The following is a 25,314-nucleotide window of genomic DNA, read 5'->3' as shown; positions in this document are numbered from 1 at the left end:
GCCGGTGCGGGCGGGCGCGCCTGACCAGATAGGACAGGCGATCGGCGATCACAAAGCGAAGCTGCCGCCAAGACCGATTTTGCAGCTCCGGACGCGAAAGTCGCCACAATCGGCGGCTATCGGCAAGCGCGTCGTCACCAAATGCAAGCCGGCACTTTGCGGTGCGCGGGCGTGGCTGTTATGGAGACCACGGCGCCGGGACGGCGCGGGTGGAAGAATTCGGAGCGGGATGATGCGGCGATACGCAACCCTGAAGCTGGCTGTGGCGCTGGCGGGCGCTGGCCTGGCCCAGCCGGTGCTGGCACAGGCGCCCTCCGGTTGCGAGAACATGCAGAAGCTGCTGCAGGAGCGCCAGTCGATCGTGCAGGGGCTCAACGCCTCCAGCAAATCGAAGCGCAAACTTACTCCGCAGCAGGCCTGCAGCACGCTCGGCCGCCTCGTCAACAACGGCAACGCCACGCTCAAATTCGCGACCGCCAACCAGGACTGGTGCCAGATTCCGCCGAGCTTCATCGACGGGATGAAGGCGGACAACGAGAAGGCCGCGACAATCCGCAACCAGGCCTGCAATGCCGTCAAACAGCATGCCGCGATGCAGCGCCGGGCCCAGCAGCAGGCGCAGCAGCAGAGCGCCAACCCGTTCGGCGGCTCCGACTCGCTGACCGGCGGCCCGATGCGCGTGCCGCAAGGGGCGCTCTAGACCATCGGGTCGGTGCTCTAACCCGAAAGCCGGATTGTCATGGCGTCTTCGCCCGAACTCGCCGACGCGCCACTGCCCGACGCGCTAAGCGGCCACTGGGTCGACACGCGCGCGCCACGCCGGTTGCGGCCCTATCTGAAGCTCGCCCGGATCGAGCGCCCGATCGGCTGGTGGCTATTGCTGCTGCCTTGCTGGTGGGCGGCCGGACTGGCCGCGATCGCCGCGGGCATGCCCTTCCCGAACCTCTGGCACGTCCTGCTCTTCCTGATCGGCGCGATCGTGATGCGCGCGGCCGGCTCGACATTCAACGACATCGTCGACCGCAAGCTCGATGCCCAGGTGGCACGCACCCGCGGCCGCCCCCTGCCCTCGGGACAGGTCAGCCCGCGCGCCGCAGCCTTGTTCATGCTCGGCCTGTCGCTGGCGGGCCTGCTGGTCCTGCTGCAGTTCAATGCCTTCACGATCGCGACCGGCATCGCCTCGCTCGGCATCGTCGCGATCTACCCGTTCATGAAGCGCATCACCAACCTGCCGCAATTCGTGCTCGGCCTCGCCTTCTCCTGGGGCGGGCTGGTCGGTTGGAGCGCGGTCTTCGGCCGGCTCGACGCGCCTGCCTACCTGATCTATTTCGCCGCGGTGTTCTGGACCATCGGCTACGACACGGTCTACGCGATGCAGGACATCGAGGACGACGTCATCGCCGGCATCAAGTCGAGCGCACGCTATTTCGGCCACTACACGCAGCAGGCGGTCGGGGGCTGCTATGCGGCGGCCGCCCTGCTGGCGGGCCTCGCAACCTGGCTGGCCGGCGGGGGCATCGTCGCCTTCACCGGGCTTTTCCTGTTCGCGGCCCATCTCGCCTGGCAGGTCCGCCTGATCGGCGGCGCCGACGGACCGACCGCGCTGATGCTGTTCCGATCCAATCGCAATGCCGGCCTTATCCTCGCCGCCGGCTTCGCGCTCGATGCAGCCGCCAAGGCAGTGTTCTAGGACCAGCAACTCCTCGCGGACCGATGCGCATCTCAGCCACGACGTCCCATAGGCCCGTGTCCGAATTTCCAGCGCGCTCCGACGTAGCGGAGCGGCTGCGAGTGACAGCACTCTCAACACCCCGAATGGATCAGGCCGAGGCTCGCCATGCGAGCCCCGGCCTGTCGATCTGGTCCGTTGTAACCGACGCAGTCGGTGTCAACCCGACAGGATTTCGCCCTGGATGACCACCGGCCGCTCTGCGAAACAGCCGGTCTTGCGGCGCGTCAGGAAGCGCGGTCGCCGGCCAGCCAGCAACGCATAGCGGCGCCGGATGCGGACCGGCCCGAGCGCGACCCGGCCGAGCTGCGGAAACGGCTCGGTGACGACGCCGTCACTGGTCTCGAGCAGCAGCGGCAACCCGCTGGAGCGGCCAAAGCTGCGCCAGGTGGCCACGGCCTCGTCCTCATCGAGCACGGCGATCGTGACCGAGCGGCCATCGCCGGCGGTCAGAGCGAGCTGGAAGCGCGCTTCCTCACCCTCGGCGCCGGCCAGGCGCAAGGCGATGCCGCGCCAGCCCATCCCGCCGCGCAGGATGCGGACCGGGCCAAGGCGCTCGATCCGCGGCGCCTCCGCCTGATGCGAGGGCGCCCCTTGCGTCCTGAAGGGCTGCCCATTGAAGTTGGTGACGCCGCCAGGGCTGGCCGGCTGAAAGCCGATCTCCCCGGCGGCTGGCGTGACGCTTGCCATCGATTTAACGCCTCTCTCAATTCCCTGCTGCCCGGAACCCTCTGTCATTGCGGGGTTCTCGTGCTGTGCAGGCTGAGATTGGCGGCCGGAGCCTGTCCGAGCGCTTAAGAGCTTCGGTTAAACAAAGGTATCGGCGGGGTTTTCGGGGTGGATCGGGCCGCTTTTCCCCCTGATGCTTGACGAAATCTTTCGCGAGGAGGCTGCATTTTTCCTTGTCCCGCCACGCGCGAGGCCCATAACGAAGCATGATGCAGCCAAATCCGCTTCCCCTCGCCCGCGATCTCCTGCCCGCCATCCGCTCTGCCTGCCTCGAGGCCGGACAGCTCGCGCTAGACCTCTTCCGCCCCGGCGAGAAGACGGCGGCACGCACCTGGTCCAAGGCCGGTGGCTCGCCGGTGACCGAAGCCGATATCGGCGTCGACACCTTCCTGCACATCAGACTGGCCGAGCTTCTGCCGGCAGCCGGCTGGCTCTCCGAAGAGACGGCCGATGACGCGCTGCGCCTGTCGCGACGCTTCGTCTGGGTCGTCGACCCGATCGACGGCACCCGCGCCTATATGGCGGGCTCGCCGGACTGGGCGGTCTGCGTCGCGCTGCTCGAGGACGGCATCCCGATTGCCGGCGTGGTTCACGCCCCCGCCAGCCGCGCCAGCTATGCGGCGCTGCGCGGCGGCGGCGCATCGCGCAATGACGCGCCGATCCGCACCAGCGGCGTCAGCGATCTCGCAGCAGCGCGGATCGCCGGGCCGAAGCCGATGCTCGACGCGCTCGCACGGCAGGGAAGCTTCGTCGCCGTCGACAAAATTCCCTCGCTCGCGCTCAGACTGACACGGATTGCCGATGCCAGCATCGATGCCGGGCTCGTCTCGCCGGATTCATGCGACTGGGACCTCGCCGCCGCCGATCTCGTGCTGAGCGAGGCCGGCGGAAAGCTGACCACCGCCGAAGGCGCACCGGTGCGCTATAATCAGGCGCATCCGGTCCATGGCATGCTGGTGGCATCCGGCGCAGCACTCCTGCCGCCGCTCGACCAGGCTCTGCGCCGCATGCGCGAAGCCATCTCGGAGCGCGGCTGAGCACCGCCAGCGGCGCAATGCGACCATTGGCGCGTCATTACAACGGAAAATGCCCGAAATCGGCGCTCGCGCGCGGCGCGCGAATGGCGTAACTGAACGCGCGGCCGCTGATGGCGCGAGGTCGCCCGGAGCGGTTTCGGGCCCCGCCTTCAGCTTTCTCTCGCTGGGGAGCCCGCCAGCCGGAAACGGAGGAGTCGATGAGCGCGAGCCGGGAAAACAAGCAGTTGCTGCATCTGGTGATCGGCGGCGAACTGAGCGCGCTCGACGGCGTCGAGTTCAAAGACCTCTCCAAGCTCGACATCGTCGGCGTGTACCCGAATTACGCTGCCGCGCATGCGGCCTGGAAGGCCAAGGCCCAGGCCACGGTCGACCAGGCGCAGACCCGCTATTTCGTCGTGCATCTGCACCGGCTGCTCGACCCGTCGACGGCGCCGCAAGGCTGAACAGAGGCGGTCTCGCGCATATTCGATGGGTTTCTCGCTGCTCAAGACGCGATTTGCACAGGAGGCGCTCGGGCGCAGCCTGGCCTGGTATCTGCGCCTGGTACGCCGGACGAACCGTTTCGTCACCGAGCCCGCGGACATCTATGAGCGCGTCCGCCCGGAACTGCCGCTGATCATCGCGATGTGGCACGGCCAGCACATCATGATCCCGTTCGCGCGGCCGGACTGGATGCCGGCTTGTTCACTGGTGTCGCGCCATGGCGATGGCGGCTTTAATGCGGTGGCGCTACGCGAGCTCGGCATCGGCGCGATCCGCGGCTCCGGCGCCATGGGCAAGAAGGTCCGCGAAAAGGGCGGCGCCCCGGCCTTCCTCGCCATGATGCGCCGGCTCGCGGCCGGCGAGACGATGGTGCTGACCGCCGACATCCCCAAGCGCGCCCGGGTCTGCGGCGCCGGCATCGTCGCGCTGGCGCGTGCCTCGGGCCGGCCGATCCATCCGATCGCCGTGGTCACCAGCCGGCGGATCGATTTCAACAGCTGGGACCGCGCGTCGATCGGGCTGCCCTTCGGCCGCGGCGCCATCGTCGTCGGCGAGGCGGTGAGCGTGGCGCGCGACGCCGACGAGGCGACCTGCGAGGCGGCGAGGCTCGCCGTGCAGGCCGGGCTCGATGCCGCGCATGAGCGGGCCTATGCGCTGATCGGGGCAAGCGACCCCGGCGCCGGCCTGCGCGAAGCCGCAGCCGCCAGGGAGGCCGCTACGGCTGCAGCGAAAGCGGCAACGCCATGATCGGCCGCAGCCTGATCATCAGCATCTATCGCACCCTGACCGCCTTGCTCGAGCCGGCTGCGGCCGGGCTCCTGCTCTGGCGCCAGCGGCGCGGCAAGGAGGATCCGGCGCGGATCGCCGAGCGTCGCGGCTATCCCGGTGTCGACCGCCCCGAAAAGACCCTGGTCTGGCTGCACGGCGCCAGCGTCGGCGAGACGGTGACTCTGCTGCCGCTGGTCGAGCGCCTGCAGCGCCGCGGCCTCGCCGTGCTCGTCACCTCCGGCACGGTGACATCGGCGCGGCTGCTCGAGCAGCGCCTGCCGGCCGGAGCGATCCACCAGTACCTGCCGCTCGACGTGCCGCGCTATATGCGCCGCTTCCTCGACTATTGGCGTCCCGATCTCGGCCTGCTCTGCGAATCCGAGATCTGGCCGAACCTGATGATCGAGGCCGGCAAGCGCGGCATCCCGCTGGTCCAGGTCAATGCCCGCATGTCCGAGCGCTCCTTCCAGCGCTGGTACAGATTCCCCAAGACCTCGCGCTATCTGCTCTCGGGCTTCGAACGCTGCCTCGCCCAGTCGCAGGAGGACGGACAGCGCCTGGCGCAGCTCGGCGCGCCACGCGTCAGCATCGCCGGCAATCTGAAATTCGACGTGCCGGCGCCACCGGCCGACCCCAACACTCTTGCTTTGCTTGACGGCCTGATGGCGGGGCGCCCGGTCTGGGTCGCCGCCTCGACCCATCCGGGCGAGGAAGAGGACGTGCTCGCTGCCCATCTCGGCGTCAAGGCGCATCTGCCGAAGCTCTTGACCATCGTCGCACCACGCCATCCCGATCGCGGCGACGAGGTCGCGGCGCTCGCCCAGGCGAATGGCGCCGTCAGCGCACGCCGCTCGCTCGGCCAGTTGCCGGAGCGCGAGGTCGAGTTCTATGTCGCCGACACGCTCGGCGATCTCGGCCTGTTCTACCGGCTGGCCCCGGTCGCCTTCATCGGCGGCTCGCTCGCCCCGATCGGCGGTCACAACCCGATCGAGCCCGCCAAGCTCGGCTGCGCCCTGCTGCACGGGCCGCTGGTCCACAAATCCGCCGATCTCTTCGCCGCCTTCGACGCCGGCGGCGGCGCCCGCCAGGTCGCCGACCGGCAGGAACTGGCCGACGCCGTGCATCGCTGGCTGAGCGACCCCGCAGCGGCGCGGCAAGCGGCGCGCGCCGCCGCGCAGACCAGTGCCCAGCTCGGCGGGGCGCTGGAACGAACCGTGCAGGCTCTCGAGCCCCTGCTGATGCGCGTTGCGCTCGGCCAGCGCGAGACGGCGCCATGATGCGCGCGCCGGGCTTCTGGTGGCGAACGCCACCTTCAGCCCTGGCCCGGCTCACCTACCCGCTCGGCGCGATCTATGGCGCCGCGACGCTGGCGCGCATGCGCCGCCCCGGCATCCGGGCCGGCGTCCCGGTGATCTGCGTCGGCAATTTCATCGTCGGCGGTGCTGGCAAGACACCCACCGTCCTCGCTTTGGCAGCTTTGCTCGCCGCCCGCGGCGAAACGCCCTTCGTGCTGTCGCGCGGCTATGGCGGGCGCGAGGCCGGGCCCGTGCTGGCCGACCCTGCCCGTCATGGCGCTGCCGAGATCGGCGACGAGCCCCTGCTGATGGCCCATCATCTGCCGGTGGTGGTCGCCCGCGACCGGCCCGCCGGCGCGGCGCTCGCCGCCGCGCGCGGTGCCACCGTGGTGCTGATGGATGACGGCCTGCAGAACCCCTCCCTGCGCAAGGATCTGCGGCTCGCCGTGGTCGAGGGCGCCGCCGGGATCGGCAATGGCTACTGCTTTCCGGCAGGGCCGCTGCGTGCGCCGATGGAAGGGCAGCTCGGAGAGACCGATGCGGTGGTGGTCAATGGCCCGGGCGCCGCCGGCGACGCGGTCGCGGCGCTGGCGCAAGCCGCCGGACGGCCCGTGCTTCGCGTCGGGCTCGACGTCCTGCCGGAAGCCCTCGCCCGTCTCGACGGGCTCGCGGTGATCGCCGCATCGGGGATCGGACGGCCGGAAAAATTCGCGACGACCCTGCGCCAGTCCGGCGCCTGGCTCGCCGGCGAGCGCCGCTATGGCGACCACCATCCCTATACGGCGGGCGATGTCGCGACGTTGCTCGCGGAGTCCAAGGCGACCGGCTCCACCATCGCCGTGACCGAGAAGGACATGGTCAAGCTGGCGCCGCTCTGGCCGGCGGACGAGCGCGAGCGCCTGCTCGCCGTGCCGGTGCAGTTGCGCTTCGAGGACGAGGCGGCGATCGGCGCGCTTCTGGAACAGGCCCTGACGGGTTCAGGGACGGCCGCCGCGGCGGACCCGCAATTGCACCGCCTCGGGTGAGACATAGGCTTCCTGCCAGTCGACCGACCAGTAACGCAGATCCTCGAGCCGGATCGGCGCACCGGTGACGGCGCAGCGCACGAAGGCGCCGGGGCGAACGACCCGAAACTCGCCATGGCCGTAATCAAGCAATGCCTCGGAGCCGCCAGTCGGCAGGCGCTCATTGATGTTCATGACGGACCCGGGTTGTGAAGCAGCCTTCCGCACCGCGGGCATCGCGGCGGCGTGCTGAGACAAGTGTATGAATAAATTGCCTGATCATGGCGCTCTTGTGATAGCGTCCCGGCCGATGATGTCCAGTCTCGTCCGTCTCCTGCTCCTCGCGGCAGGGCTGCTGCCTTGCCTTGCCGCCGCCGCGGGGGCGGGAGGCTATGAGCGCGTGCGCATCACGCTCGACGACGTTCAGCTCAATGCCGTGCTTTATCGCCCGCCCGGGCCAGGGCCGTTCCCGGCCGTGGTCGCGCTGCATGGCTGCGGCGGGCTCTGGCGCGACAAGGAAAAGCTCTCCACCCGGCATAGCGACTGGGGCGAACGGCTCGCCGCGGCCGGCTTCATGGTGCTGATGCCCGACAGCTACGGCTCGCGCGGCCTCGGCTCGCAATGCGGCGTCAAGGACCTCACCGTACGCGCCAGTCGCGAGCGGGTGATCGACGCCGTCGCGGCGCGGATCTGGCTGCAGAGCCGCTCCGATGTCCGCCCGGACGCGATCTCGCTGCTCGGCTGGTCCGGCGGCGGCTCCGCCATCCTCGCCGCCGTGCGCAGGGACCGGCGCCCGGCCGACCGCCAGCCGGATTTCGCCCGCGCGATCGCTTTCTATCCCGGTTGCCGCACGCAGTCGGAATCGCGCGGCTTCGAAGTGCGCCTGCCCGTGCTGATCCTGATGGGAGCTGCCGACGACTGGACGCCTCCGGCCCCTTGCGACTTCTTGACCAAAGCGGCGCGCGCCCGCGGCGAGCCGGTCACCCTCGTGCTTTACGAGGGTGCAGTGCATGACTTCGATCATCCGCGGCTCGAGTTGAAGCAGCGCGACGACATCGCCTATTCGGCGACGGGGAACGGCAAGGCGACGGTCGGCACCGACCCCGCGGCACGCGAGGACGCGATCCGCCGGGTCAAGGAATTCCTCGCGGGTAAATGAGGCGGCCGGCGCGCTCAGCGCGCGGTCGAGGCCAGAGTCACGCCGGGCGACCGCTCTAGCAGGGAACGAGCGATGTCCTGCGCCAGGCAGGCATAGCCGGCATCGCTCATGTGGAAACGGTCGTTGGCGAGCGCCGCCATGAAGCCCTCGGCATCGCGCTGATACCAGCCCGACATCGCCGCGAAGCGCGACAGCACCGGTACGCCATTGGCGCGAGCGATTTCGGCGATGGCATCGACATAGGCGCGGTAGCGCGGCGTCTCCTTGATGCCGGGATAGAATTGCGGATCGAGGATGGCGAGCCCGGTCTGGGCCTTGCGGGCAGCGGCAATGCCGTCGGCGACGAGGGCGCGGAAAGCCTGGAGATCGCCGCCGGTAACGGCGTCATTGGTGCCGACCTGCCAGATCACCAGATCATAGCGCGTCTCGGCCAGCGCCTTCTTCAGGCGCTGCAGGGTCTGCGGCGCGATTTCGCCGCCAATGCCGGCATTGACGATCTCGACCGCCCGGCCGGAAAGCCCCTGACGCAGCAGGGCGGCGAGCCGCGCCGGGTAGCTGCGTTCCTTGCTGGTGGCGCCGATGCCCTCGGTCGAGGAGGAGCCGATCGCCAGCAGGCGCAGCGCCCCCTCGCCATGGCGCGAAAGCGGGGCGAAATCCGGGGCGGCAGCCGCAGAGATGATCGAGCTGGGCTTGCAGACGAACTCCGAGGCCTGCGCCGGCACGAGCGCAAGACCCGACAGCGACAACATCGCCAAGGCGCAGGCATAGGCCGTCCGGATCCGAATCCGCATCAGGCACCCCCAACCGTCGATGCCTTGCGGTTAGCCGGCGCTTGCTGAACGCTGGCTGAACAGTGGCCGCAGCCTCAGAAGAGATCCCCCTGCCCGCCGGAGGCCGCGCCCTTGCGTGTGGCCGGACGCGGCGTTGCACTGCCCGGCACGACAGCGCCGAAGCTGCCATCCGCGAGCGTGACCTGCAGGGTCATGCCCGGCCGCGCCGCTGCAGCCTGCCGCAGCAGCACGCCGTTCTCGTCGCGCACCAGCGCATAGCCGCGTGCCAGCACGGCCTGCGGGCCGAGCGAAGCGGCGAGCGACCAGAGGCCACCCAGCCGGTCGCGGCGGCGCTGGACGAGGCGCGCGAAGGCGGCTTCCGCCCTCGCCGCGACGGCCTCCAGCCGGTCGCGGGCACGGGCGATGCGCTCGCGCTGCCGAAGCACGACATTGCCGCGGGCAAGGACGAGCCGTCCGCCCAGGCTGTCGAGCTTCACCGCCAGCGTCGCCAGTCGCGCCGCCGGTGATTGTACGTGCAGGCGGCGATCGAGCTGGGCGAGCCGCTGCTCATAGGCCCGGGCGTTGCGCGCCAAAGCCGGACCGAGCTTCGCCGCGGCGAGGTCGAGCCGCTGGCGCGGCCCGGCGAGCAGGTTCTCCGGCGTCGGCAGGGCGCGGCCGGCGGCGCGCAATTCGCTGCGGCGCCTGTCGAACAGGCGCAAGGTCGCGCCCACATGCCGGCGCGACAGATCGGTGACCTGCGCCATCAGTTCGGCCCGCACCGGCACGACCTTCTCGGCCGCGCCGGTCGGCGTCGGCGCGCGCAGATCGGCGGCGTGGTCGATCAGCGTCCAGTCGGTCTCGTGGCCGACGGCGGAGACCAGCGGGATCAGCGAGGCGGCGGCGGCACGCACCACAGCCTCCTCGTTGAAGCCCATCAGATCCTCGAGCGAACCGCCGCCGCGCGCGACGATGATCACGTCCGGGCGCGGGATGCGGCCGCCCTGCGGCAGGGCGTTGAAACCGTCGATGGCGTTGGCGACCTCGGCCGCGCTGGTCTCGCCCTGGACCCGGACCGGCCAGACCAGCACGCGGCGCGGAAAACGCTCCTCCAGCCGGTGCAGGATGTCACGAATGACGGCGCCGGTCGGCGAGGTGACGACGCCGATCGTCGCCGGCAGATAGGGGATGAGCTGCTTGCGGCCCTCGTCGAACAGGCCTTCGGCGGCGAGCTTCTTGCGGCGCTCCTCGAGCAGGGCCATCAGCGCGCCGACGCCGGCCGGCTCCAGCGAATCGATGACGATCTGGTAGCTCGACTTGCCGGCGAAGGTGGTGATCTTGCCGGTGGCGATCACCTCCAGCCCTTCCTGCGGCCTGGTCTTCAGCCGGCCGAAGACGCCCTTCCAGATCACCGCGTCGATCTTGGCGTTGACGTCCTTCAGCGAGAAATAGACATGGCCGGAGGCGACAGGACCACGATAGCCCGAGATCTCGCCGCGCACGCGCACGAAGCCGAAAGCGTCCTCCAGCGTGCGCTTGAGCGCGCCGGAAAGGTCGGAAACCGTCCATTCGGGGGCATTGCCGGCAGGCTGAGGCGATTCGTTGTCCATGGTGCGGACCTTACCGGCGCGAGCGCGATAGCTGAAGCGTTGCCCCGTCGGTCCGCGAGGGTTATTGCGCCCTGAGCAAGCGGAGACGGCGCAATGAACATCCTTCTGATCGGCTCGGGCGGACGCGAGCATGCCCTGGCCTGGGCGATCTCGGCCTCGCCGCTCTGCGACAAGCTCTTCATCGCGCCCGGCAATCCCGGCACGGCGCAATGCGGCGAGAACGTCGTGATCGACATCGCCGACCATGAGGCGGTCGCCAATTTCTGCAAGCTGCAGCGGGTCGGCCTCGTCGTGGTCGGGCCGGAAGGCCCGCTGGTCGAGGGCATCGTCGACGATCTCGCAGCCGCCGGCATCAAGGCTTTCGGCCCGTCGAAGGCAGCGGCCCAGCTCGAGGGCTCCAAGGCCTTCACCAAGGAACTCTGCGCCGAATTCGGCATTCCGACCGCGAGCTTCGCCCGTTTCGACGATCCCGACGCCGCCAGAGCCTATGTGGCGAAGCATGGTGCACCCCTGGTGATCAAGGCGGACGGGCTCGCTGCCGGCAAGGGCGTGGTGATGGCCGAGACGGTCGAGCAGGCCAATGACGCGGTCGCGATGATGTTTTCCGGCGGGCTCGGCGCCGCCGGCGAGGAGATCGTCATCGAGGAATGGATGATCGGCGAGGAGGCGAGCTTCTTTGCGCTCTGCGACGGGCTGCATGCCCTGCCGCTCGCCTCGGCGCAGGACCACAAGCGCGTAGGCGACGGCGACACCGGGCCCAACACCGGCGGGATGGGCGCCTATTCGCCAGCCCCGGTGATGACGAAGGCGATGGAAGCGCGCGTCATGGCCGAGATCATCCAGCCGACGCTCGCCGGCATGGCGCGGCGCGGCTCCCCCTTCAAGGGCGTGCTCTTCGCCGGGCTGATGATCACCGCGGACGGCCCGAAGCTGATCGAATACAATGTCCGCTTCGGCGACCCCGAATGCGAGGTGCTGATGCCGCGTCTGAAGAGCGACATCGTCCCGGCGCTGCTCGCCGCCTGCGATGGCGTGCTCGGTTCCTTCGACCTGCGCTGGTCTGACGAGGCGGCGCTGACCGTGGTGCTGGCGGCGAAGGGCTATCCCGGCACGCCCGAGAAGGGCAGCGTCATCGCCGACGTCGAGAAGGCTGTGGCGCAGGACGGCGTGCTGATCTTCCATGCCGGGACGCAGGAGAAGGAAGGCAAGCTCGTCGCCAATGGCGGCCGCGTGCTCAATGTCGTCGCCCTCGGCAAGAACGTCAGCGAGGCGCAGGCGCGCGCCTATGCGGCGGTCGACCTGATCGACTGGCCGGGCGGCTTCTGCCGCCGCGACATCGGCTGGCAGGCGGTGAAGCGCGAGCGCGAAGGCTGACAGCGCGGGCTGAGCGGCGTATATATCGGCAGAGGCTCGATATATATACGAGGATGCCATGACCATCCTGATCAAGGACCCCGAGACGGATCGCATCGTGCGGGAACTTGCCGCGCGCACCGGCAAGACGATCACTGAGGCGGTCAGAAACGCGGCAGAGCGCGAGCTCTCCGATTTGTGCCCTCGCAAGGGCCGGATCGACCGGGTAAAGGTCGAGAAGCTGCTCGCCGAAATCGACGCCATGCCGAAAATCAACGATGATCTCAGCGATGACGAGATCATCGGCTACGACGAGAACGGCGTGCCGTCGTGACGGCTTCGACGATCGTCGTCGACAGTTCGGCGATCCTCGCGATCCTGCTCAATGAGCCGGAGCGAACCTGCTTCATCGCCGCTCTAGATGAGAGCGCGGATGCCTGCTGCTCCGCGGTCACGTTCGTCGAAGCCTTCATGGTCGCGATGAACCGCGTGCCGGGTTTTTCGCTCGAACGCCATGCTGCACTGATCGACAGCTTCGGCATCCGTCGTCTTCCAGTCGACGAAGATCAGAGCACACTGTCGGCCAGGGCCTTCCTGCGCTTCGGCAAGGGCCGCCACCCCGCCAAGCTCAATCTCGGCGACTGCTTCTCCTATGCGCTCGCCAAATCGCTCGACGCCCCCCTGCTGTACAAGGGGGAGGATTTCAGCCGCACCGACATCGTCTCGGCCCTGGCTGCTGGAGCACGCCCATGACCAATATCGACCAGCTCTTCCCCGGCTTTACCGCGCACTGGATCAACGGCCCGGTCGGCAAGATCTTCGCCCGCGTCGGCGGCGAAGGCCCGCCGCTGATGCTGATCCACGGCTTCCCCCAAACCCATGCCGAATGGCATGAGATCGCGCCCGAACTGGCGAAGAGCCATACCGTGATCTGCCCGGATTTGCGCGGCTATGGCTGGTCGTCCGCCCCGCATGGCGATGGCGGCAAGCAGACCTACAGCAAGCGCGGCATGGGCGAGGACATCGTCGCTGTGATGGACGCGCTCGGCCATGTCCGCTGCGCCGTGATCGGCCATGACCGCGGGGCCCGCGTCGCCTATCGCCTCGCGCTCGACCATCCCGGCCGGGTCGAGCGACTCGCTTTGCTCGACATTCTGCCGACATTCGCGATGTGGGAAGGCATGAACGCCGCGCGCGCCATGCAGGTCTATCACTGGACCTTCCTGGCGCAGCCCGAGCCGGTGCCCGAGAACCTGATCAAGGGCGATCCCGCCGGCTGGCTCGACCATACGATCGCGAGCTGGACACGCGCCAAGGAGCTGAAAGCCTTCCATCCGCTGGCGCTCGCCTCCTATACGGAATCCTTCAACGATCCCTCGCGCATTCACGCCGCCTGCGAGGATTACCGCGCCGGCGCCACCACCGATCTCACCCAGGACAAGGCCGACCTTACGGCCGGCAAGCGGATCCTCTGCCCGGTGCTGGCGCTGTGGGGCGATGGCGGTATTCCGGCCAAGGGCGCAAGCCCGCTCGAGATCTGGCGTCAGAGCTTCGCTCCGCAGGCCGAAGGCCAGGCCATTGCGAGCGGCCATTTCCTGCCGGAGGAGAATCCGCAGGCGACACTTGCCGCGCTGAAGCCGTTCCTGGCCCGGGCTGCAGCATGACGACCTTGCCTTCTCCCGCCCCGACCGGCGCGCCGGAACTCGTCCTCGCGCTCGGCTCCGGTGGAGCGCGCGGGCTGAGCCATATCCTGGTGCTCGAAGCGCTCGACGAACTCGGGATCAGGCCCGTACTGATCGCCGGCTCGTCGATGGGTGCGATCATCGGCGCCGCCTATGCCGCCGGGCTCTCCGGCCGCGACTTGCGCGAGCATGTCGAGACGACCTTCCGCGATCGCGCGAGGGTGATCGCCCGGCTGCTCGAAGCGCGCGTCGGCAAGTTCGCCGATCTCTGGCGCGGCTTCGGCAATCCGGTGCTGCTCGACGGCGAGCGCCTGCTCGACCTGTTCTGGCCCGAAAAGGTGCCGGATCGCTTCGAGGAGCTCGGCACCCCCTTCCTCGCGGTCGCGACCGACTACCATCTGCACGAGGAGGTGGTGATCGGCAGCGGGCCGCTGACACCAGCGGTCGCCGCCTCGCTGGCGATCCCCGGCCTGATCCGGCCGGTGACGATCGGCGGGCGGGTGCTGATCGACGGCGGTGCGGTCAATCCCCTGCCCTATGACCGGCTGATCGCCACGAACCGCATCGTGCTCGCCATCGACACCAGCGCCCCGGCCATGGTCAGCGACAGCCGGGTGCCGGAGCCTCTGGAGGCTCTCGTCGGCGTCACGCAGATCCTGACGCGCGCCCTCGTCCAGCGCATGGTCGAACGCCAGCCGCCCGACATCCTGATTAGGGCCGGCGGCGACGGCTTCGGCCCGCTCGATTTCTTCAGGACACAGGCGATCCTCGATGCCGCCGCGCCGGTGAAGGACGAAGTCAAGCGCAAGCTGTCGCAGGCGCTGGAGCAGCGAGTATCGGCATGAGGCGTCATTCCGGGGCGGGCCGAAGGCCCGAGCACCTCGGAAACCAGCGGCATCTGGTCATGAGATTCTCGGGTCTGCGCTTCGCTCCGCCAGAGAATGACGTACCACCGTCGGCGCATCACAGCGGAACCCCGGCAGGCCTCCCTCGAGCGCCTCACGCCCGGTATCGGTGAGCTGGACGGCGCGGCTGTCCTTGATCCGCCGGACCCAGCCGGCTTCGAAGCAACGACAGGCGAACGCAGCGGCGAGCGAGCCGGCGAGATGCGGTCGGCGCTCGCTCCAGTCGAGGCAGGGCCGCAAGGGCGCGCGACGCACCTTCTGTGCGGCGGCAAGGTCGATGCCGAGGCCCACGAAGACCGCGACGCCAGTGCGTGTCAGACCATAGCCGCCCTCCGAAACCGAGAGATGCCCGCCAGCGACGAGCGCGTCATGGATGGCGATGCCGAGCCGGCCGGCGAAATGGTCGTAGCAGGTCCGCGCCTCGGCGAGATCGGCCCCGACGCGCGAAGGCAGGCGCCGGCTGGTGGGCTGGCCGCCGGACAGCACCATCAGCCCCTCCAGGGTCGCGGCGACATCCGCCCCGGCGAGACGGTAATAGCGATGGCGCCCCTGCACGGCGACGCCGAGCAGCCCGCCCTGCAACAGCTTGGCAAGATGGCCGCTCGCCGTCTGCGGCGCGACGCCGGCAAGGAAGGCGAGCTCCTTGGCGGTCAGGGCGCGGCCATCCATCAGCGCATGCAGCATGTTGGCGCGGGCGGGGTCGCCGATCAGATGGGCGATTTCGGCGAGATAAGGTCCGTTCATGGCCATGGCTTCGCCCTCCCCGTGCTGGCGCCATCATCGCCGGCATGGCGCCTCAGGCAAGCGGCGACACTACGACCGCGACCGTAGTGTCGAGGCGCGACAGCAGGCGGCAGGACTGCCACAAGCAGTCCACGACCACCGACTGACAGGGCCGGCCGAACCATGGACCAGACGACGCTCCTCTTCTTCATCGCCGCGACCTTCGTGGTCGCCGGCTTCGTCAAGGGCGTGATCGGGCTCGGCCTGCCGACCATCACCGTCGGCATCCTCGGCGTGGTGATGGCCCCGGCACAGGCGGCGGCGCTGCTGGTGATCCCCAATCTGGTGACCAATGGCTGGCAGCTCTCCGGCCCGAAACTCAAGGCGATCGCGCTCCGGCTCTGGCCGATGCTGGCGGGGACCTGCCTCGGCACCTGGGCCGGCGCCGGCCTGCTGGAAAAGGCCAAGGACGGCTCGGCGACGCTCTGGCTCGGCATCGCCCTCGTCCTCTATGCGCTGGTCGGGCTGAAGGCGGCGAAGCTGCGTGTGCCGGCCGCTCATGAAGGCTGGCTCGGACCGGTTGTCGGCGTGCTCACCGGCATCTCAACCGCCGCGACCGGGGTCTTCGTGCTCCCCGCCGTGCCCTATCTGCAGGCGCTCGGCTTCGAGAAGGAAGAGCTGGTGCAGGCGCTCGGCCTCTCCTTCATCGTCTCGACGGTGGCGCTCGCCTTCGGGCTCATCGGCGCCGGCGCTCTCGACTGGGCCGTTGCCGGCGCCTCGCTGCTGGCGCTGCTGCCGGCATTGGCCGGAATGGGCGCTGGCCAGGCAATCCGGCAGCGCATCTCGGCCGCGACCTTCAAGCTCTGCTTCTTCGCCGGGCTGCTGGCTCTCGGGGGATATCTGGTGCTGCGGACGCTCTGAAACAGACTGGCTTTGCGCAGTCAGCGCCCGGCCTGCTTCACAGTCCGAAGGCCGGCGGATAGGTCACCGCCCCCGCCTGCCCCGCCAGCGCACCCGGAACCAGTTCGAGCGCCATGAAGGCCTCGCCTGAGAAAGGCGAGGCCAACTTGCTCGCCAGCGCCGCCGAGAAGCCGAAGCGTGGATAATAGCCGGGATGGCCGAGGACGATCACCGCCTCTGCTCCCGCGCCCCTCGCCCCGTCGAGCGCCGCCATCAGCCTGCCGCCGATGCCCCGCTTCTGCGCCCCCGGCCGAACGGCCATCGGTGCCAGCGCCAAGGTCTTCACAGCCCGACCATCCACCACAGTCGGCAACCAGCTAAACAGGATATAGCCGATGATCGCCTCGGCCCGAACCGCGACCAGTTCGACGGCGACCAGGTCGTCACGCCGCAGGCGCTGGACGATGCCGACTTCGTCCTCACCACCGAAGGCCGCACGGTTGAGCGCCGCGACGGCATCGTGGTCCGCAGCCGCGGCTGCGCGGATATCGACCGCCTCGCCAGTCCGCGACATCAGCGCCTCTCCTTGAAAAAATCGCGCAGCAAGGCGGCCGCCTCGCTCTCGCTCAGCCCACCATAGACCTCAGGCTGATGGTGGCAGGTCGGGCTGGCATAGAGCCTAACACCGCTCTCGACCGCGCCACCCTTGGGATCATAGGCGCCGAAATAGAGCCGGCGCAGCCTGGCGAAGGAGATCGCCGCCGCACACATCGGGCAGGGTTCGAGAGTGACGTAGAGATCGCAATCGATCAGCCGCTCGGAGCCGATCTCCTGGCAGGCGCTGCGGATCGCCAGCATCTCGGCATGCGCGCTCGGGTCTTTCAGCTCGAGCGTGCGGTTGCCGGCGCTGGCGAGCACCTTTCCCTCCCGCACGACCACCGCACCGACCGGAACCTCGCCGCGCTGGGCCGCGGCGCGTGCCTGGGCCAGCGCCAACGCCATCGGCGAGGTGGGCGTCCCGGCGTCGGGCGTCTCGGATATGGGCGTCTCGGACATGGCCTCGATGCGCCCTGCGTCGACAGATGTCATCGAACCCTCATCATTGCCGCTCGCGGCGCGCCGCAGGCCCTGCTACAAGCGCCGGCTACGACCCAATTTGGAGACGGCTTGCCTCGCGGCCCCTGCGACCCTCATCGCGGCCGACGACGAGACTGCTCTTGGAGCCATTATGAGCGACGACAACAACCAGAAAAACCGCGGCCCGCGCAAGGGCGGAAGCGGTGGACACGGCGGCGGACGCGATGGCGGCCCGCGCGGCGGCAGGCCGCAAGGCCGCGGCGCCGGCAAGCCGCCCTTCCGTTCGCGCGAAGGCGACGAGCGCCCGCGGCGCCCCCCGGCCGAAGGCGCGGAGCGGCGTTTCGAAGGCGAGCGCCCCGCCAAGCGCTTCGAGAAGAAGCCCTTCCGCGAGCGCCCGAGCGGCGAGCGGCCGGCCCGCGAAGGCGGCGAACGTCCCTTCCGTGAGCGCGGCAGCGAGGAGCGTTTCTCCAGCCGGCCGCCCCGCGAAGGCGAGAGGCCGCGCGGCGAACGGCCCGCGCGTTTCGAGCGGCCCGGCCGCGATGCCGGCTCGCGCCCGCCCCGCGAGGGCGGCGAGCGGCCGTTCCGCGCGCGTGACAGCGAGGATCGCTTCGCCGGCCGGCCGCCGCGCGAAGGTGGCGAGCGACCGCGCGGCGAGAGGCCTGCCGGCAAGGGCTTCGGCGGCAAGGACTTCGGCGCCAAGCGCTTCGATGCCCCGCGCGGCGACAAGCCGTTCCGCGGCCGGCCCGACCGCGCTCATCGCAGCGCCGCCGAGATCGCCGAGGCGGTCACCCCGACCATTCTGCCGTCGCTTCTGGAGCCCGAGCGCATCGCCAAGGTGATGGCGCGCGCCGGCGTCGCCTCGCGCCGCGATTGCGAGGCGATCATCGCCGAGGGCCGCGTCACGGTGAACGGCGAGGTGATCGACAGCCCGGCGCTCGATATCGGTCCCGCCGATGTCGTGCTGATCGATGGCGAGCCCCTGCCGGCGCGCGAGCGCACCCGGGTCTGGCTCTATCACAAGCCGCGCGGCCTCGTGACGACCAACCACGACCCGGAAGGGCGGCCGACCGTATTCGACGCGCTGCCGGAGGATCTGCCGCGCGTGCTCTCGATCGGCCGGCTCGACATCAACACCGAAGGCCTGCTGCTGCTGACCAATGATGGCGGCCTCGCGCGCATGCTGGAACTGCCGGAAACCGGCTGGCTGCGGCGCTACCGGGTGCGCGCCTTCGGCCATGTCACGCAGGAGCGGCTCGACACGCTCAAGGACGGCGTTACCATCGACGGCGTCAATTACGGTCCGGTCAACGCCCGTTTCGAGCGCGAACAGGGCGCCAATACCTGGCTGATCGTCGATCTGCGCGAAGGCAAGAACCGCGAGGTCAAGAACCTGCTCGAGCATATCGGCCTGCAGGTGAACCGGCTGATCCGGATCTCCTTCGGCCCGTTCCAGCTCGGCGACCTGCCCGAGGGCGAGGCCGACGAAATCCGCTCCAAGGTGCTGAAGGACCAGCTCGGCACCGAGCTGATGGCGAAGGCCGGCGTCGATTTCGAGGCCCCGCGCCGCGACGAGCTTCCGCAGGAAGAGCGACCGGCACGCGGCCGGGCGCCCGCTGGCGACGACCGGCCGCGCCGACGCCCGCGCGAGGATCGCGACGGGCTGCCTTTCGTCCAGCGCACGCCTTCGCAGGACGACCGCAGCGACAAGCCGTGGAAGCGCACGGTCTGGCGCGACGAGGAGGCGCAGCCGCAGCGCGAGCGCCGCGCCGCGCCGCGCCGGGGCGCCGATCCGAGGGAGGAGCGCCAGGCCCGCGAAGCCAGCGGCGCCGTGATACGCGTGCGCGACAAGGCGATCGAGGATCCGAGCGGCCGCCGCGTCAAGGTCGAGCGCGTCAGGACTTCGGCGGCGGCCGAGCCGCCGCGCGAAACCGGCCTGAAGCCGCGCGTGCCACGCGGAGAGCGACCCTCCCGCGCGCCGCAGGAGGTGTACGGTCCGGATCGCAGCGGCGATTCCCCCTGGAAGGGCAGCGGCGACTGGGCCGATGCACCGCCGCGCGGCAAGCCCTCGGGCGACAGGCCGGGCGGCGGCAAATCCTTCGGCGGCAAATCCTCCGGCGGAAAGCCGTTCGGGGAGAGGTCGGGCGGCGGCAAGTCGTTCGGCAGCAAGCCCTTCGGCGGAAAGCCGTCCGGTGACAGGCCCGGCGGCCGGGGCCCGCGTCCCGGCGGCGGCAAGGGTGGACCGCCCCGTTCAGGCGGCGGCGGGCGCGACCGGCGTGGCTGAGGCGGGCATGATGCCGAAAAGTGGAAACCGGTTTTCGGATGACATCATGCCCATCCGACACGTGGCGATCTGATGCGGATCGTCGGCGGCCGCTTCGGCGGACGGCCCCTCGCCAGTCCGAAGCCGGGGATCGGCGCGATCCGCCCGACTTCGGACCGGCTGCGGGAATCGCTCTTCAACGTGCTGGCGCATGGCTATGACGACGCCGTCGCCGGCGCGCGGGTGCTCGACCTGTTCGCCGGCACCGGCGCCATGGCCTTCGAGGCCTTGTCGCGCGGCGCCGCCTTCGCCCTCCTGGTCGATGACGGCGCCGAGGCGCGCGGGCTGATCCGCGAGAACCAGATGAATTTCGGCCTCGCCGGGGTCAGCCGGATCTTCCGCCGCGACGCGACGAAGCTCGGGCCGATCAGCGCGATGGCGCCCTTCGACCTCGTCTTCTGCGACCCACCCTATCGCAAGAGGCTGGGCGAGAAGGCGCTTGCCTCGGCCCGCGAAGGCGGCTGGCTCGCCAAGGACGCGCTGGTCGTGTTCGAGGAAGCGTCTGGTGCGGAGATCGCCCTTCCCGAGGGCTTCGAGGAGCTCGACCGCCGGGATTATGGCGAGACGCAGGTGCGGTTCCTGCGGGCGGTGTGAACCTCCCCGTCATTGCGAGGCGCGAAGCGACGAAGCAATCCAGAGGCGGCAGAGCTCCAGGTTGCGGATTGCTTCGCTTCGCTCGCAATGACGATCGGTGTCAGCCGGTCAAGTCCTCGTAAAGATCGCGCCAGTTCGGGTTCGCCGCCTCGATCAGTGCCAACTTCTTCGCACGCGAACCGCCCTTGATCTGCTTCTCCCGTCCGATGGCCTCCGCCATGCGCTCGTAACGTTCATGCCAAACCAGAATCTTGCAGCCATATCGTCTGGTGAAGCCCGGCGTCAGGCCTCCGCGGTGCTGCCAGACACGCTCGGCCAAATTCGAGGTCACGCCGACGTAGAGCGTTCCGTTGCGCTGATTTGCCATGATGTAAACGGCCGGTTCGCGCATGCTCAACCTTTCGGCTTCGCTGGCCCAGAGTCTCAATAGCCGCCATTGCGAGCGTAGCGAAGCAATCCAGGGGCCTCACGCAGCCCCCCTGGATTGCGTCGTCGCTACGCTCCTCGCAATGACGGATGGCGCTACCTTCTCCCGAACAGCTTCTCGATATCGGCGAGTTTGAGCTCGACATAGGTCGGCCGGCCGTGATTGCACTGGCCGGAATTCGGCGTCGCCTCCATCTCGCGCAGCAGCGCGTCCATCTCCTCCGGCCGCAGGCGGCGTCCGGCCCTGACCGAGTTGTGGCAGGCCATGGTCGCCAGCACATGGTCGAGCCGGCGCTCCAGCGAGCCGGTATCGCCATGCTCGGCCAGCGTGTCGGCGACATCGCGGACGATGCCCTGGAGATTGCCGCCAGCTATGGCTGCCGGCGCCTCACGCACCAGCACGGCGCCGGGGCCGAAGCTCTCGATGACGAGGCCGAGCGAGGCGAGATCGGGGGCCGCCGCGTTGAGCCGGTCGGCATCGACCGGGTCAAGCTCGACCACCTCGGGCAGCAGCAAGGGCTGGCGGGCGATGCCGCTCTTCTCACGCTCGGCCTTGAGCCGCTCATAGACCAGCCGCTCATGGGCGGCGTGCTGGTCGACGATGACCATGCCGTCGCGGGTCTGCGCGATCAGATAGGTGCCGTGGACCTGGGCGCGGGCGGCGCCGAGCGGCCGGTCGAGCGCATCTTGCGCCGGCTCGGCGAGATGAGCCCGGGCATCGGCCGAGGGCATGGCGAAATCGGAAAAGCCGGACTGGAGCGGCTCCGCGGGCGCAGGCGGCTCGGGCAGGCGCCAGTCGGCAACGCTGCCGAAGTTTGGCCGCTGGATCGAACCAGCGCCGCCGCCTGAGCCGCCGCCCGAGAAGACGGCGCGGAAGGCTTCGAGCGTGCGGGCGCCGCCGGTCGAGGTGGCGCGATGGCCGGCGCTCGCCAGCGTCGCCTTGAGACTGGACACCACGAGGCCGCGCACCAGGGCGGGATCGCGGAAGCGCACCTCGCTCTTCGCCGGGTGGACGTTGACGTCGACGGCGGCGGGGTCGCAGAGCACGTCGAGATAGAGCACCGGATGCCGGTCCGAGGGCACGACGTCGGCATAGGCGCCGCGCACCGCCGAGAGCAGCAGCTTGTCGCGCACCGGGCGCCCGTTCACTGCCATGTGGACGCCGGCCGAGGTGCCGCGATGGAAGGTCGGCAAGCCGGCGAAGCCCGAGAGCCTGACGCCTTCGCGTTCGGCCTCGACCGGCAGCGCATTCTCCGGGAAGTCGCGTCCGAGCGCCCGACCGAGCCGGCGCAGGCGGCCGTCGGCGCCGATCGGCTCGGCCGGCCAGTCGAAGGCGCTGACATGCTCGCCTTCGAGTGAGAAGCGCACCTCGGGATGGGCGATGGCGAGGCGGCGCAGCATGTCGGAGACGGCCTGCGCCTCCGCCCGGTCGCTTTTCAGGAATTTCAGCCGCGCCGGAGTGAAGATGAAAAGGTCGCTGACCTCGATGCGGGTGCCGTGGGCCGCAGCCGCCGGCCGCACCGGTCCCTTGACGCCGGCCTCGACCACCAGTGCGGAGCCCTGCGCCGCCTCGCGCCGGCGCGTCGTGATCGAGAGCCGCGCCACCGAGCCGATCGAGGGCAAGGCCTCGCCGCGGAAGCCGAGCGAGCGGATGGCGAAGAGGTCGCCATCGGGAAGCTTGGAGGTGGCGTGGCGCTCGACCGAGAGCGCGAGATCCTCCGGTGTCATGCCGGCGCCGTCGTCGACGACGCGGATCAGTTCGCGCCCACCGGCGGCGATGGTCACCGCGATCGAGCGGGCGCCGGCATCGAGGGCGTTCTCGACCAATTCCTTGGCGGCGGCGGCCGGCCGCTCGATCACCTCGCCGGCGGCGATGCGGTCGACAAGGACGGGATCGAGGCGGCGGACGGTCATGAGCACGTTCTGGAATAGCGTTGAAGCTCGGCGCGAGCTTCAAATCGCGTCATCCCGGCCTTGCACCGGGATCCATCGCAGAGCTCCGCGCTCGATAATGGATCCCGGATCTGCGCTTCGCTTCGCCCGGGATGACGTCGTGGGTGAAAGCAGCGGTCCGGCCGATTCGCTCAGCCGCGCCCTTCGGCAAGATAACGCTTGGCGAGGATCTTCGCCTGCTCGACCGCCGGCTGGTCGAACGGGTCGACGCCCATGGCGTAGCCGGTAAGGATGGTCTCGAGCATGAAATGCATCAGGATCTCGCCATGGCTCGCCTCGTCGACCACGTCGACATGAAGCTTGCGCACCGCGCGGCCGTTCTTGGCGAAGGTGTCGATCATGGCGAGACCCTGCGCCGCGACGAGGTCGCCGATCGTCTTGCCGGCGAAATCGCCTTCGCCGATCTGCTTTGCCAGCGCCGCGTCGATCGCCGGGCCCTTGCCCTTGTTGGCGACGGTCAGCACCGTGAAGAGCTTGTCCTTCGGACCGGCGAGATAGAGCTGCTGCTGCGAATGCTGGTCGACCGGCCCGAGCGCGCCGACCGGCTGGGTGCCCTGCCCGTCCTTGCCGAGGCTCTCGGCCCAGAGCTGCATCCACCAGCGGGTGAGCAAAGCGAGCTTATCAGCATAGGGCATCAGCACGGCGATGTTCTTGCCGTTGCGCATCGCCGCGAGGTTGAGGGCGGCGCCGAGCGCCGCCGGGGTCTCCTTGACGCCCTTGCCGGCGAGGACCGGGGCGAGCGCCTTGGCGGCACCCTGGCGCAGCGCGACGATGTCGAGGCCGAGCACCGCCGCCGGCAGCAGGCCGCAATTGGTCAGCACCGAATAGCGCCCGCCGACGCCGGTATGATGCTCGAGGAAGGGCACGCCGAACGGCTCGAGCAGGGCCCGCAGCGCATGCAGCTTGCCGGGCCTGGCCGGCTCGGAGAGGCCCTGGAAATGCCAGCCGATCTTGTCCTCGGCGATGCCGGCGCCGCGCAATGCGGTGATCGCGGCGATGGTCTGCAGCAGGGTCTCGCCGGTGCCGCCGGATTTCGAGATCGAGACGAACTTGGTCGTCTTCAGCGGCAATGTCTTCAGCAGCGCCGCAAAGGTCAGCGGGTCGAGATTGTCGATGAAATGGACGCGCGGTTCCGGCAGGAAGGCCGAGAGGCCGGCGGTGCCGTAACCGGTGAGCTGCGCCAGCGTCTGGCCGCCGAGGCTGGAGCCGCCGGTGCCGAGCACGAGCACGTCGCTGGCCCCCTGGCGCAGACGCTCGGCAGCGGCCCGCACCGGAGCGAGGTCGGCGGTATCGGCCGGCAGGCCGAGCAGCGGCAGGGTCTTGGCCTCGCCATTCAACCGCGCCAGAGCGGGAGCAAGATCGGCCACCGCCTTCTCGAAGGCGGCATCGGGAATCCCGCCTTCGCCGACACCGGAGACGAGCGCGAGATCGAGGCTTTGCTGGAGCATGGAGCGGATCCGGACGGCTGGAGGAAGGATGGTAACGCTCAGGCGAGCCCGACCGGGCGGCCGACGGCCTGCACCAGGAGGCGCCCATCGCCGAAGAGGCGCGATGCGACACGCCGGACATCGGCGAGCGTGACCTCGGCGAAGCGCCGGTTGCGTTCGGCCAGGAATTCCGGGCCGTAGCCGGAGACCGCGAGGCCGAGCAATTCGGCGGCGATCTTGGGCGAGGTGTCGAACCGCAGCGGGTAGGAGCCGATGATGTAGCGCTTGGCCTCCTCGACCTCATGCTCGCTCGGCCCTTCTGCGGCGAGCTTGGCGATCTCCTCGCGGATCACCGTCATGGATTCGGCGACGCGGTCGTTACGGGTCGAGGTCCCGCCGATCAGGAACCCGCTCTGGCGCAGCGGCATCAGGCTGGAGGAGACGCCATAGGCGAGGCCGCGCTTCTCGCGGACCTCCATGAACAGGCGCGAGGTGAAGGCCGAGCCGCCGAGGATGTGGTTCAGCACGGTGCCGGCGAAGAAATCGGGATCATGCCGCATCAGGCCGGGGCCGATGAAGCGCAGCACGGTCTGCGGCACGTCGAGATCGACGACATGGGTCTTGCCGAGATCGGCGATCGGCAGGCCGGCCTCCGGCATGGTCCGCGGCTGCCCGGCCGGGAGCCTGGCGAAAAGATCGTCCAGGCGCTGCGCCAGTTCGGTGGCGGTGATGTCGCCGACGGCGACGAATCTGAGCCCGCCACGCGTCAGCAGATCACGCGTCAGGCTCTTCAGCGCCTCCGGCTGCAAGGCGCCGACGCTGGCGATCTCGCCGCGCTCCGGGCGGCCATAGGCATGGCCGGGAAAGGCTGCGGCGAAGAGCGCGTTGCGGCAGAGCGCATCGGGGTTCTGGGCCTGGCGCTGCAGCCCGGCGATGACCTGTGCCTTGACCCGCGAGACGGCATCGGCGTCGAAGCGCGGCGCGTTGAGCGCGAGCCCGAGCAGTTCGAAGGCGGTGTCCCGATGGCGCGACAGGGTCTGCACCTGACCGTGGAAATCGTCGCGCCGCGCATCGAAGGACAGGCTGATCGCATGGTCGGCCATGCGCCCCTGGAAGGCCTCGGCGTCGAGATCGCCGGCGCCCTCGTCGAGCAGGCCGGAGACCAGGTTGACGCTGCCAGCAGCGTCGGCGGGGTCGCGGTTGGCACCGCCGTCGAAGGCGAAATCGAGCGCCAGCAGCGGCAGGCTGTGCTCCTCGACCAGCCAGGCCTCGACGCCGCAGGAAGCGGTGACGCGCTGCACGTCGAGCGCGGGGCCGGGGGCGGCAAGGGCGGGGATGGTCGGCGCGTTCATGGCGTTTCCTGACGGCGTGAC

At 69.6% G+C, this 25,314-nt stretch carries 27 protein-coding genes; 16 read left to right on the top strand and 11 right to left on the bottom strand.

Translation table 11 applies throughout. The features are described 5' to 3' along the window. Positions 1–232 precede the first annotated feature (232 nt). Positions 233–700 carry a hypothetical protein gene (locus J0J10_RS02195; protein WP_291644912.1) on the top strand — a complete coding sequence of 156 codons (468 nt, stop codon included), beginning with the start codon at positions 233–235 and terminating at the stop codon, positions 698–700. 39 nt (positions 701–739) lie between these two features. Further along, positions 740–1,690, top strand: a complete 951-nt coding sequence (gene ubiA, locus J0J10_RS02190) for a 4-hydroxybenzoate octaprenyltransferase (protein WP_291644910.1) — start codon at positions 740–742, stop codon at positions 1,688–1,690. Between the two features lie 198 nt (positions 1,691–1,888). Here ubiA and J0J10_RS02185 read toward each other — a convergent pair whose 3' ends face one another. Further along, positions 1,889–2,419, bottom strand: a complete 531-nt coding sequence (locus J0J10_RS02185) for a DUF6101 family protein (protein ID WP_291644908.1) — start codon at positions 2,417–2,419, stop codon at positions 1,889–1,891. A gap of 248 nt (positions 2,420–2,667) precedes the next feature. On the opposite strand from J0J10_RS02185, the gene J0J10_RS02180 reads away from it, so the two are divergent. From J0J10_RS02180 to lpxK, 5 genes are all read left to right on the top strand, one after another. After that, positions 2,668–3,495, top strand: coding sequence for a 3'(2'),5'-bisphosphate nucleotidase CysQ (locus tag J0J10_RS02180; RefSeq protein ID WP_291644906.1), 828 nt, complete (start codon positions 2,668–2,670; stop codon positions 3,493–3,495). A gap of 197 nt (positions 3,496–3,692) precedes the next feature. Next, a complete protein-coding gene (locus J0J10_RS02175; RefSeq protein WP_291644904.1) occupies positions 3,693–3,938 on the top strand; it encodes a DUF4170 domain-containing protein in 246 nt (81 codons plus the stop codon). A 25-nt stretch (positions 3,939–3,963) separates the two neighbouring features. Continuing rightward, positions 3,964–4,725 (top strand): lysophospholipid acyltransferase family protein, encoded by a 762-nt coding sequence (locus tag J0J10_RS02170; protein ID WP_291644902.1) that lies wholly within the window; start codon positions 3,964–3,966, stop codon positions 4,723–4,725. Then, positions 4,722–6,023, top strand: coding sequence for a 3-deoxy-D-manno-octulosonic acid transferase (locus tag J0J10_RS02165; protein WP_291644901.1), 1,302 nt, complete (start codon positions 4,722–4,724; stop codon positions 6,021–6,023). The genes J0J10_RS02170 and J0J10_RS02165 overlap by 4 nt, the downstream gene beginning before the upstream one ends. Continuing rightward, positions 6,023–7,066 carry a tetraacyldisaccharide 4'-kinase gene (gene lpxK, locus J0J10_RS02160; protein ID WP_291645276.1) on the top strand — a complete coding sequence of 348 codons (1,044 nt, stop codon included), beginning with the start codon at positions 6,023–6,025 and terminating at the stop codon, positions 7,064–7,066. The genes J0J10_RS02165 and lpxK overlap by 1 nt, the downstream gene beginning before the upstream one ends. Here lpxK and J0J10_RS02155 read toward each other — a convergent pair. Next, positions 7,019–7,240: a DUF2093 domain-containing protein gene (locus J0J10_RS02155; RefSeq protein ID WP_291641637.1), complete on the bottom strand. Its 222-nt coding sequence runs from the start codon at positions 7,238–7,240 to the stop codon at positions 7,019–7,021. The two genes, lpxK and J0J10_RS02155, sit on opposite strands and share 48 nt — an antisense overlap. A 118-nt stretch (positions 7,241–7,358) precedes the next feature. Here J0J10_RS02155 and J0J10_RS02150 point away from each other — a divergent pair, with 118 nt between their 5' ends. After that, complete coding sequence (locus J0J10_RS02150) at positions 7,359–8,204, top strand: dienelactone hydrolase family protein (protein ID WP_291644900.1); 846 nt, start codon at positions 7,359–7,361, stop codon at positions 8,202–8,204. 14 nt (positions 8,205–8,218) lie between these two features. Here the strand turns inward: J0J10_RS02150 and J0J10_RS02145 are convergent, their stop codons facing one another. Both J0J10_RS02145 and xseA read right to left on the bottom strand, forming a co-directional pair. Beyond that, positions 8,219–8,995, bottom strand: coding sequence for an SGNH/GDSL hydrolase family protein (locus J0J10_RS02145; RefSeq protein WP_291644899.1), 777 nt, complete (start codon positions 8,993–8,995; stop codon positions 8,219–8,221). Between the two features lie 74 nt (positions 8,996–9,069). Beyond that, positions 9,070–10,581 (bottom strand): exodeoxyribonuclease VII large subunit, encoded by a 1,512-nt coding sequence (xseA, locus tag J0J10_RS02140; RefSeq protein WP_291644898.1) that lies wholly within the window; start codon positions 10,579–10,581, stop codon positions 9,070–9,072. A 93-nt stretch (positions 10,582–10,674) separates the two neighbouring features. Between xseA and purD the strand changes: the two genes are divergently transcribed. From purD to J0J10_RS02115, 5 genes are read left to right on the top strand one after another with little or no spacing between them, the layout of a single operon-like run. Further along, positions 10,675–11,955: a phosphoribosylamine--glycine ligase gene (purD, locus tag J0J10_RS02135; RefSeq protein ID WP_291644896.1), complete on the top strand. Its 1,281-nt coding sequence runs from the start codon at positions 10,675–10,677 to the stop codon at positions 11,953–11,955. Between the two features lie 58 nt (positions 11,956–12,013). Continuing rightward, positions 12,014–12,268, top strand: a complete 255-nt coding sequence (locus J0J10_RS02130; RefSeq protein WP_291644895.1) for a type II toxin-antitoxin system VapB family antitoxin — start codon at positions 12,014–12,016, stop codon at positions 12,266–12,268. Then, complete coding sequence (locus J0J10_RS02125) at positions 12,265–12,687, top strand: type II toxin-antitoxin system VapC family toxin (RefSeq protein WP_291644892.1); 423 nt, start codon at positions 12,265–12,267, stop codon at positions 12,685–12,687. Before J0J10_RS02130 ends, J0J10_RS02125 begins: the two co-directional genes overlap by 4 nt. Beyond that, positions 12,684–13,598 carry an alpha/beta fold hydrolase gene (locus J0J10_RS02120; protein ID WP_291644890.1) on the top strand — a complete coding sequence of 305 codons (915 nt, stop codon included), beginning with the start codon at positions 12,684–12,686 and terminating at the stop codon, positions 13,596–13,598. Before J0J10_RS02125 ends, J0J10_RS02120 begins: the two co-directional genes overlap by 4 nt. Next, on the top strand, positions 13,595–14,461 hold the full coding sequence (locus tag J0J10_RS02115) for a patatin-like phospholipase family protein (protein ID WP_291644889.1): 867 nt from the start codon (positions 13,595–13,597) through the stop codon (positions 14,459–14,461). The genes J0J10_RS02120 and J0J10_RS02115 overlap by 4 nt, the downstream gene beginning before the upstream one ends. A 57-nt stretch (positions 14,462–14,518) precedes the next feature. Here J0J10_RS02115 and J0J10_RS02110 read toward each other — a convergent pair whose 3' ends face one another. Beyond that, positions 14,519–15,271 carry an ArsR/SmtB family transcription factor gene (locus J0J10_RS02110; RefSeq protein WP_291644887.1) on the bottom strand — a complete coding sequence of 251 codons (753 nt, stop codon included), beginning with the start codon at positions 15,269–15,271 and terminating at the stop codon, positions 14,519–14,521. Positions 15,272–15,427: 156 nt separating this feature from the next. Here J0J10_RS02110 and J0J10_RS02105 point away from each other — a divergent pair, with 156 nt between their 5' ends. Continuing rightward, on the top strand, positions 15,428–16,165 hold the full coding sequence (locus J0J10_RS02105; protein WP_291644885.1) for a sulfite exporter TauE/SafE family protein: 738 nt from the start codon (positions 15,428–15,430) through the stop codon (positions 16,163–16,165). A 37-nt stretch (positions 16,166–16,202) separates the two neighbouring features. Here the strand turns inward: J0J10_RS02105 and J0J10_RS02100 are convergent, their stop codons facing one another. Further along, a complete protein-coding gene (locus tag J0J10_RS02100) occupies positions 16,203–16,718 on the bottom strand; it encodes a GNAT family N-acetyltransferase (protein WP_291644883.1) in 516 nt (171 codons plus the stop codon). Next, positions 16,718–17,146, bottom strand: coding sequence for a nucleoside deaminase (locus J0J10_RS02095; RefSeq protein WP_465247150.1), 429 nt, complete (start codon positions 17,144–17,146; stop codon positions 16,718–16,720). The genes J0J10_RS02100 and J0J10_RS02095 overlap by 1 nt, the downstream gene beginning before the upstream one ends. Positions 17,147–17,372: 226 nt before the next feature. Here J0J10_RS02095 and J0J10_RS02090 point away from each other — a divergent pair, with 226 nt between their 5' ends. Together J0J10_RS02090 and rsmD are read left to right on the top strand one after the other, a co-directional pair. Next, positions 17,373–19,502, top strand: a complete 2,130-nt coding sequence (locus J0J10_RS02090) for a pseudouridine synthase (RefSeq protein ID WP_291644881.1) — start codon at positions 17,373–17,375, stop codon at positions 19,500–19,502. Positions 19,503–19,574: 72 nt separating this feature from the next. Further along, a complete protein-coding gene (gene rsmD, locus J0J10_RS02085; RefSeq protein WP_291644880.1) occupies positions 19,575–20,135 on the top strand; it encodes a 16S rRNA (guanine(966)-N(2))-methyltransferase RsmD in 561 nt (186 codons plus the stop codon). Between the two features lie 100 nt (positions 20,136–20,235). Here rsmD and J0J10_RS02080 read toward each other — a convergent pair whose 3' ends face one another. From J0J10_RS02080 to J0J10_RS02065, 4 genes are all read right to left on the bottom strand, one after another. Further along, entirely contained in the window at positions 20,236–20,526 is a 291-nt protein-coding gene (locus J0J10_RS02080; RefSeq protein ID WP_291644878.1) for a GIY-YIG nuclease family protein, read from the bottom strand. A gap of 131 nt (positions 20,527–20,657) precedes the next feature. Continuing rightward, a complete protein-coding gene (gene mutL, locus J0J10_RS02075; protein WP_291644875.1) occupies positions 20,658–22,475 on the bottom strand; it encodes a DNA mismatch repair endonuclease MutL in 1,818 nt (605 codons plus the stop codon). Positions 22,476–22,645: 170 nt separating this feature from the next. Next, positions 22,646–23,962 (bottom strand): glucose-6-phosphate isomerase, encoded by a 1,317-nt coding sequence (locus J0J10_RS02070; RefSeq protein ID WP_291644873.1) that lies wholly within the window; start codon positions 23,960–23,962, stop codon positions 22,646–22,648. Between the two features lie 38 nt (positions 23,963–24,000). Continuing rightward, on the bottom strand, positions 24,001–25,293 hold the full coding sequence (locus J0J10_RS02065; protein WP_291644871.1) for a M16 family metallopeptidase: 1,293 nt from the start codon (positions 25,291–25,293) through the stop codon (positions 24,001–24,003). Between the last annotated feature and the right edge of the window lie 21 nt (positions 25,294–25,314).

Origin of the sequence: Allobosea sp. (genome assembly GCF_017308075.1) — a bacterium.
Taxonomy (GTDB): Bacteria; Pseudomonadota; Alphaproteobacteria; order Rhizobiales; family Beijerinckiaceae; genus Allobosea.
The sequence above is the reverse complement of the archived record's forward strand: the minus strand, read 5'-3'. Positions and strand labels throughout refer to the sequence as shown.

Bases quoted from the DNA above. Each gene is read 5' to 3' on its own strand.
- J0J10_RS02110 (WP_291644887.1), bottom strand. From the start codon at position 15,271: ATGGCCATGAACGGACCTTATCTCGCCGAAATCGCCCATCTGATCGGC.
- J0J10_RS02175 (WP_291644904.1), top strand. From the start codon at position 3,693: ATGAGCGCGAGCCGGGAAAACAAGCAGTTGCTGCATCTGGTGATCGGC.
- J0J10_RS02065 (WP_291644871.1), bottom strand. From the start codon at position 25,293: ATGAACGCGCCGACCATCCCCGCCCTTGCCGCCCCCGGCCCCGCGCTC.
- J0J10_RS02150 (WP_291644900.1), top strand. From the start codon at position 7,359: ATGTCCAGTCTCGTCCGTCTCCTGCTCCTCGCGGCAGGGCTGCTGCCT.
- J0J10_RS02155 (WP_291641637.1), bottom strand. From the start codon at position 7,240: ATGAACATCAATGAGCGCCTGCCGACTGGCGGCTCCGAGGCATTGCTT.
- J0J10_RS02145 (WP_291644899.1), bottom strand. From the start codon at position 8,995: ATGCGGATTCGGATCCGGACGGCCTATGCCTGCGCCTTGGCGATGTTG.
- mutL (WP_291644875.1), bottom strand. From the start codon at position 22,475: ATGACCGTCCGCCGCCTCGATCCCGTCCTTGTCGACCGCATCGCCGCC.
- purD (WP_291644896.1), top strand. From the start codon at position 10,675: ATGAACATCCTTCTGATCGGCTCGGGCGGACGCGAGCATGCCCTGGCC.
- J0J10_RS02115 (WP_291644889.1), top strand. From the start codon at position 13,595: ATGACGACCTTGCCTTCTCCCGCCCCGACCGGCGCGCCGGAACTCGTC.
- J0J10_RS02095 (WP_465247150.1), bottom strand. From the start codon at position 17,146: ATGGCGTTGGCGCTGGCCCAGGCACGCGCCGCGGCCCAGCGCGGCGAG.
- ubiA (WP_291644910.1), top strand. From the start codon at position 740: ATGGCGTCTTCGCCCGAACTCGCCGACGCGCCACTGCCCGACGCGCTA.
- J0J10_RS02120 (WP_291644890.1), top strand. From the start codon at position 12,684: ATGACCAATATCGACCAGCTCTTCCCCGGCTTTACCGCGCACTGGATC.
- rsmD (WP_291644880.1), top strand. From the start codon at position 19,575: ATGCGGATCGTCGGCGGCCGCTTCGGCGGACGGCCCCTCGCCAGTCCG.
- J0J10_RS02165 (WP_291644901.1), top strand. From the start codon at position 4,722: ATGATCGGCCGCAGCCTGATCATCAGCATCTATCGCACCCTGACCGCC.
- J0J10_RS02195 (WP_291644912.1), top strand. From the start codon at position 233: ATGCGGCGATACGCAACCCTGAAGCTGGCTGTGGCGCTGGCGGGCGCT.
- J0J10_RS02185 (WP_291644908.1), bottom strand. From the start codon at position 2,419: ATGGCAAGCGTCACGCCAGCCGCCGGGGAGATCGGCTTTCAGCCGGCC.
- J0J10_RS02080 (WP_291644878.1), bottom strand. From the start codon at position 20,526: ATGCGCGAACCGGCCGTTTACATCATGGCAAATCAGCGCAACGGAACG.
- J0J10_RS02105 (WP_291644885.1), top strand. From the start codon at position 15,428: ATGGACCAGACGACGCTCCTCTTCTTCATCGCCGCGACCTTCGTGGTC.
- J0J10_RS02180 (WP_291644906.1), top strand. From the start codon at position 2,668: ATGCAGCCAAATCCGCTTCCCCTCGCCCGCGATCTCCTGCCCGCCATC.
- xseA (WP_291644898.1), bottom strand. From the start codon at position 10,581: ATGGACAACGAATCGCCTCAGCCTGCCGGCAATGCCCCCGAATGGACG.
- lpxK (WP_291645276.1), top strand. From the start codon at position 6,023: ATGCGCGCGCCGGGCTTCTGGTGGCGAACGCCACCTTCAGCCCTGGCC.
- J0J10_RS02090 (WP_291644881.1), top strand. From the start codon at position 17,373: ATGAGCGACGACAACAACCAGAAAAACCGCGGCCCGCGCAAGGGCGGA.
- J0J10_RS02170 (WP_291644902.1), top strand. From the start codon at position 3,964: ATGGGTTTCTCGCTGCTCAAGACGCGATTTGCACAGGAGGCGCTCGGG.
- J0J10_RS02130 (WP_291644895.1), top strand. From the start codon at position 12,014: ATGACCATCCTGATCAAGGACCCCGAGACGGATCGCATCGTGCGGGAA.
- J0J10_RS02070 (WP_291644873.1), bottom strand. From the start codon at position 23,962: ATGCTCCAGCAAAGCCTCGATCTCGCGCTCGTCTCCGGTGTCGGCGAA.
- J0J10_RS02100 (WP_291644883.1), bottom strand. From the start codon at position 16,718: ATGTCGCGGACTGGCGAGGCGGTCGATATCCGCGCAGCCGCGGCTGCG.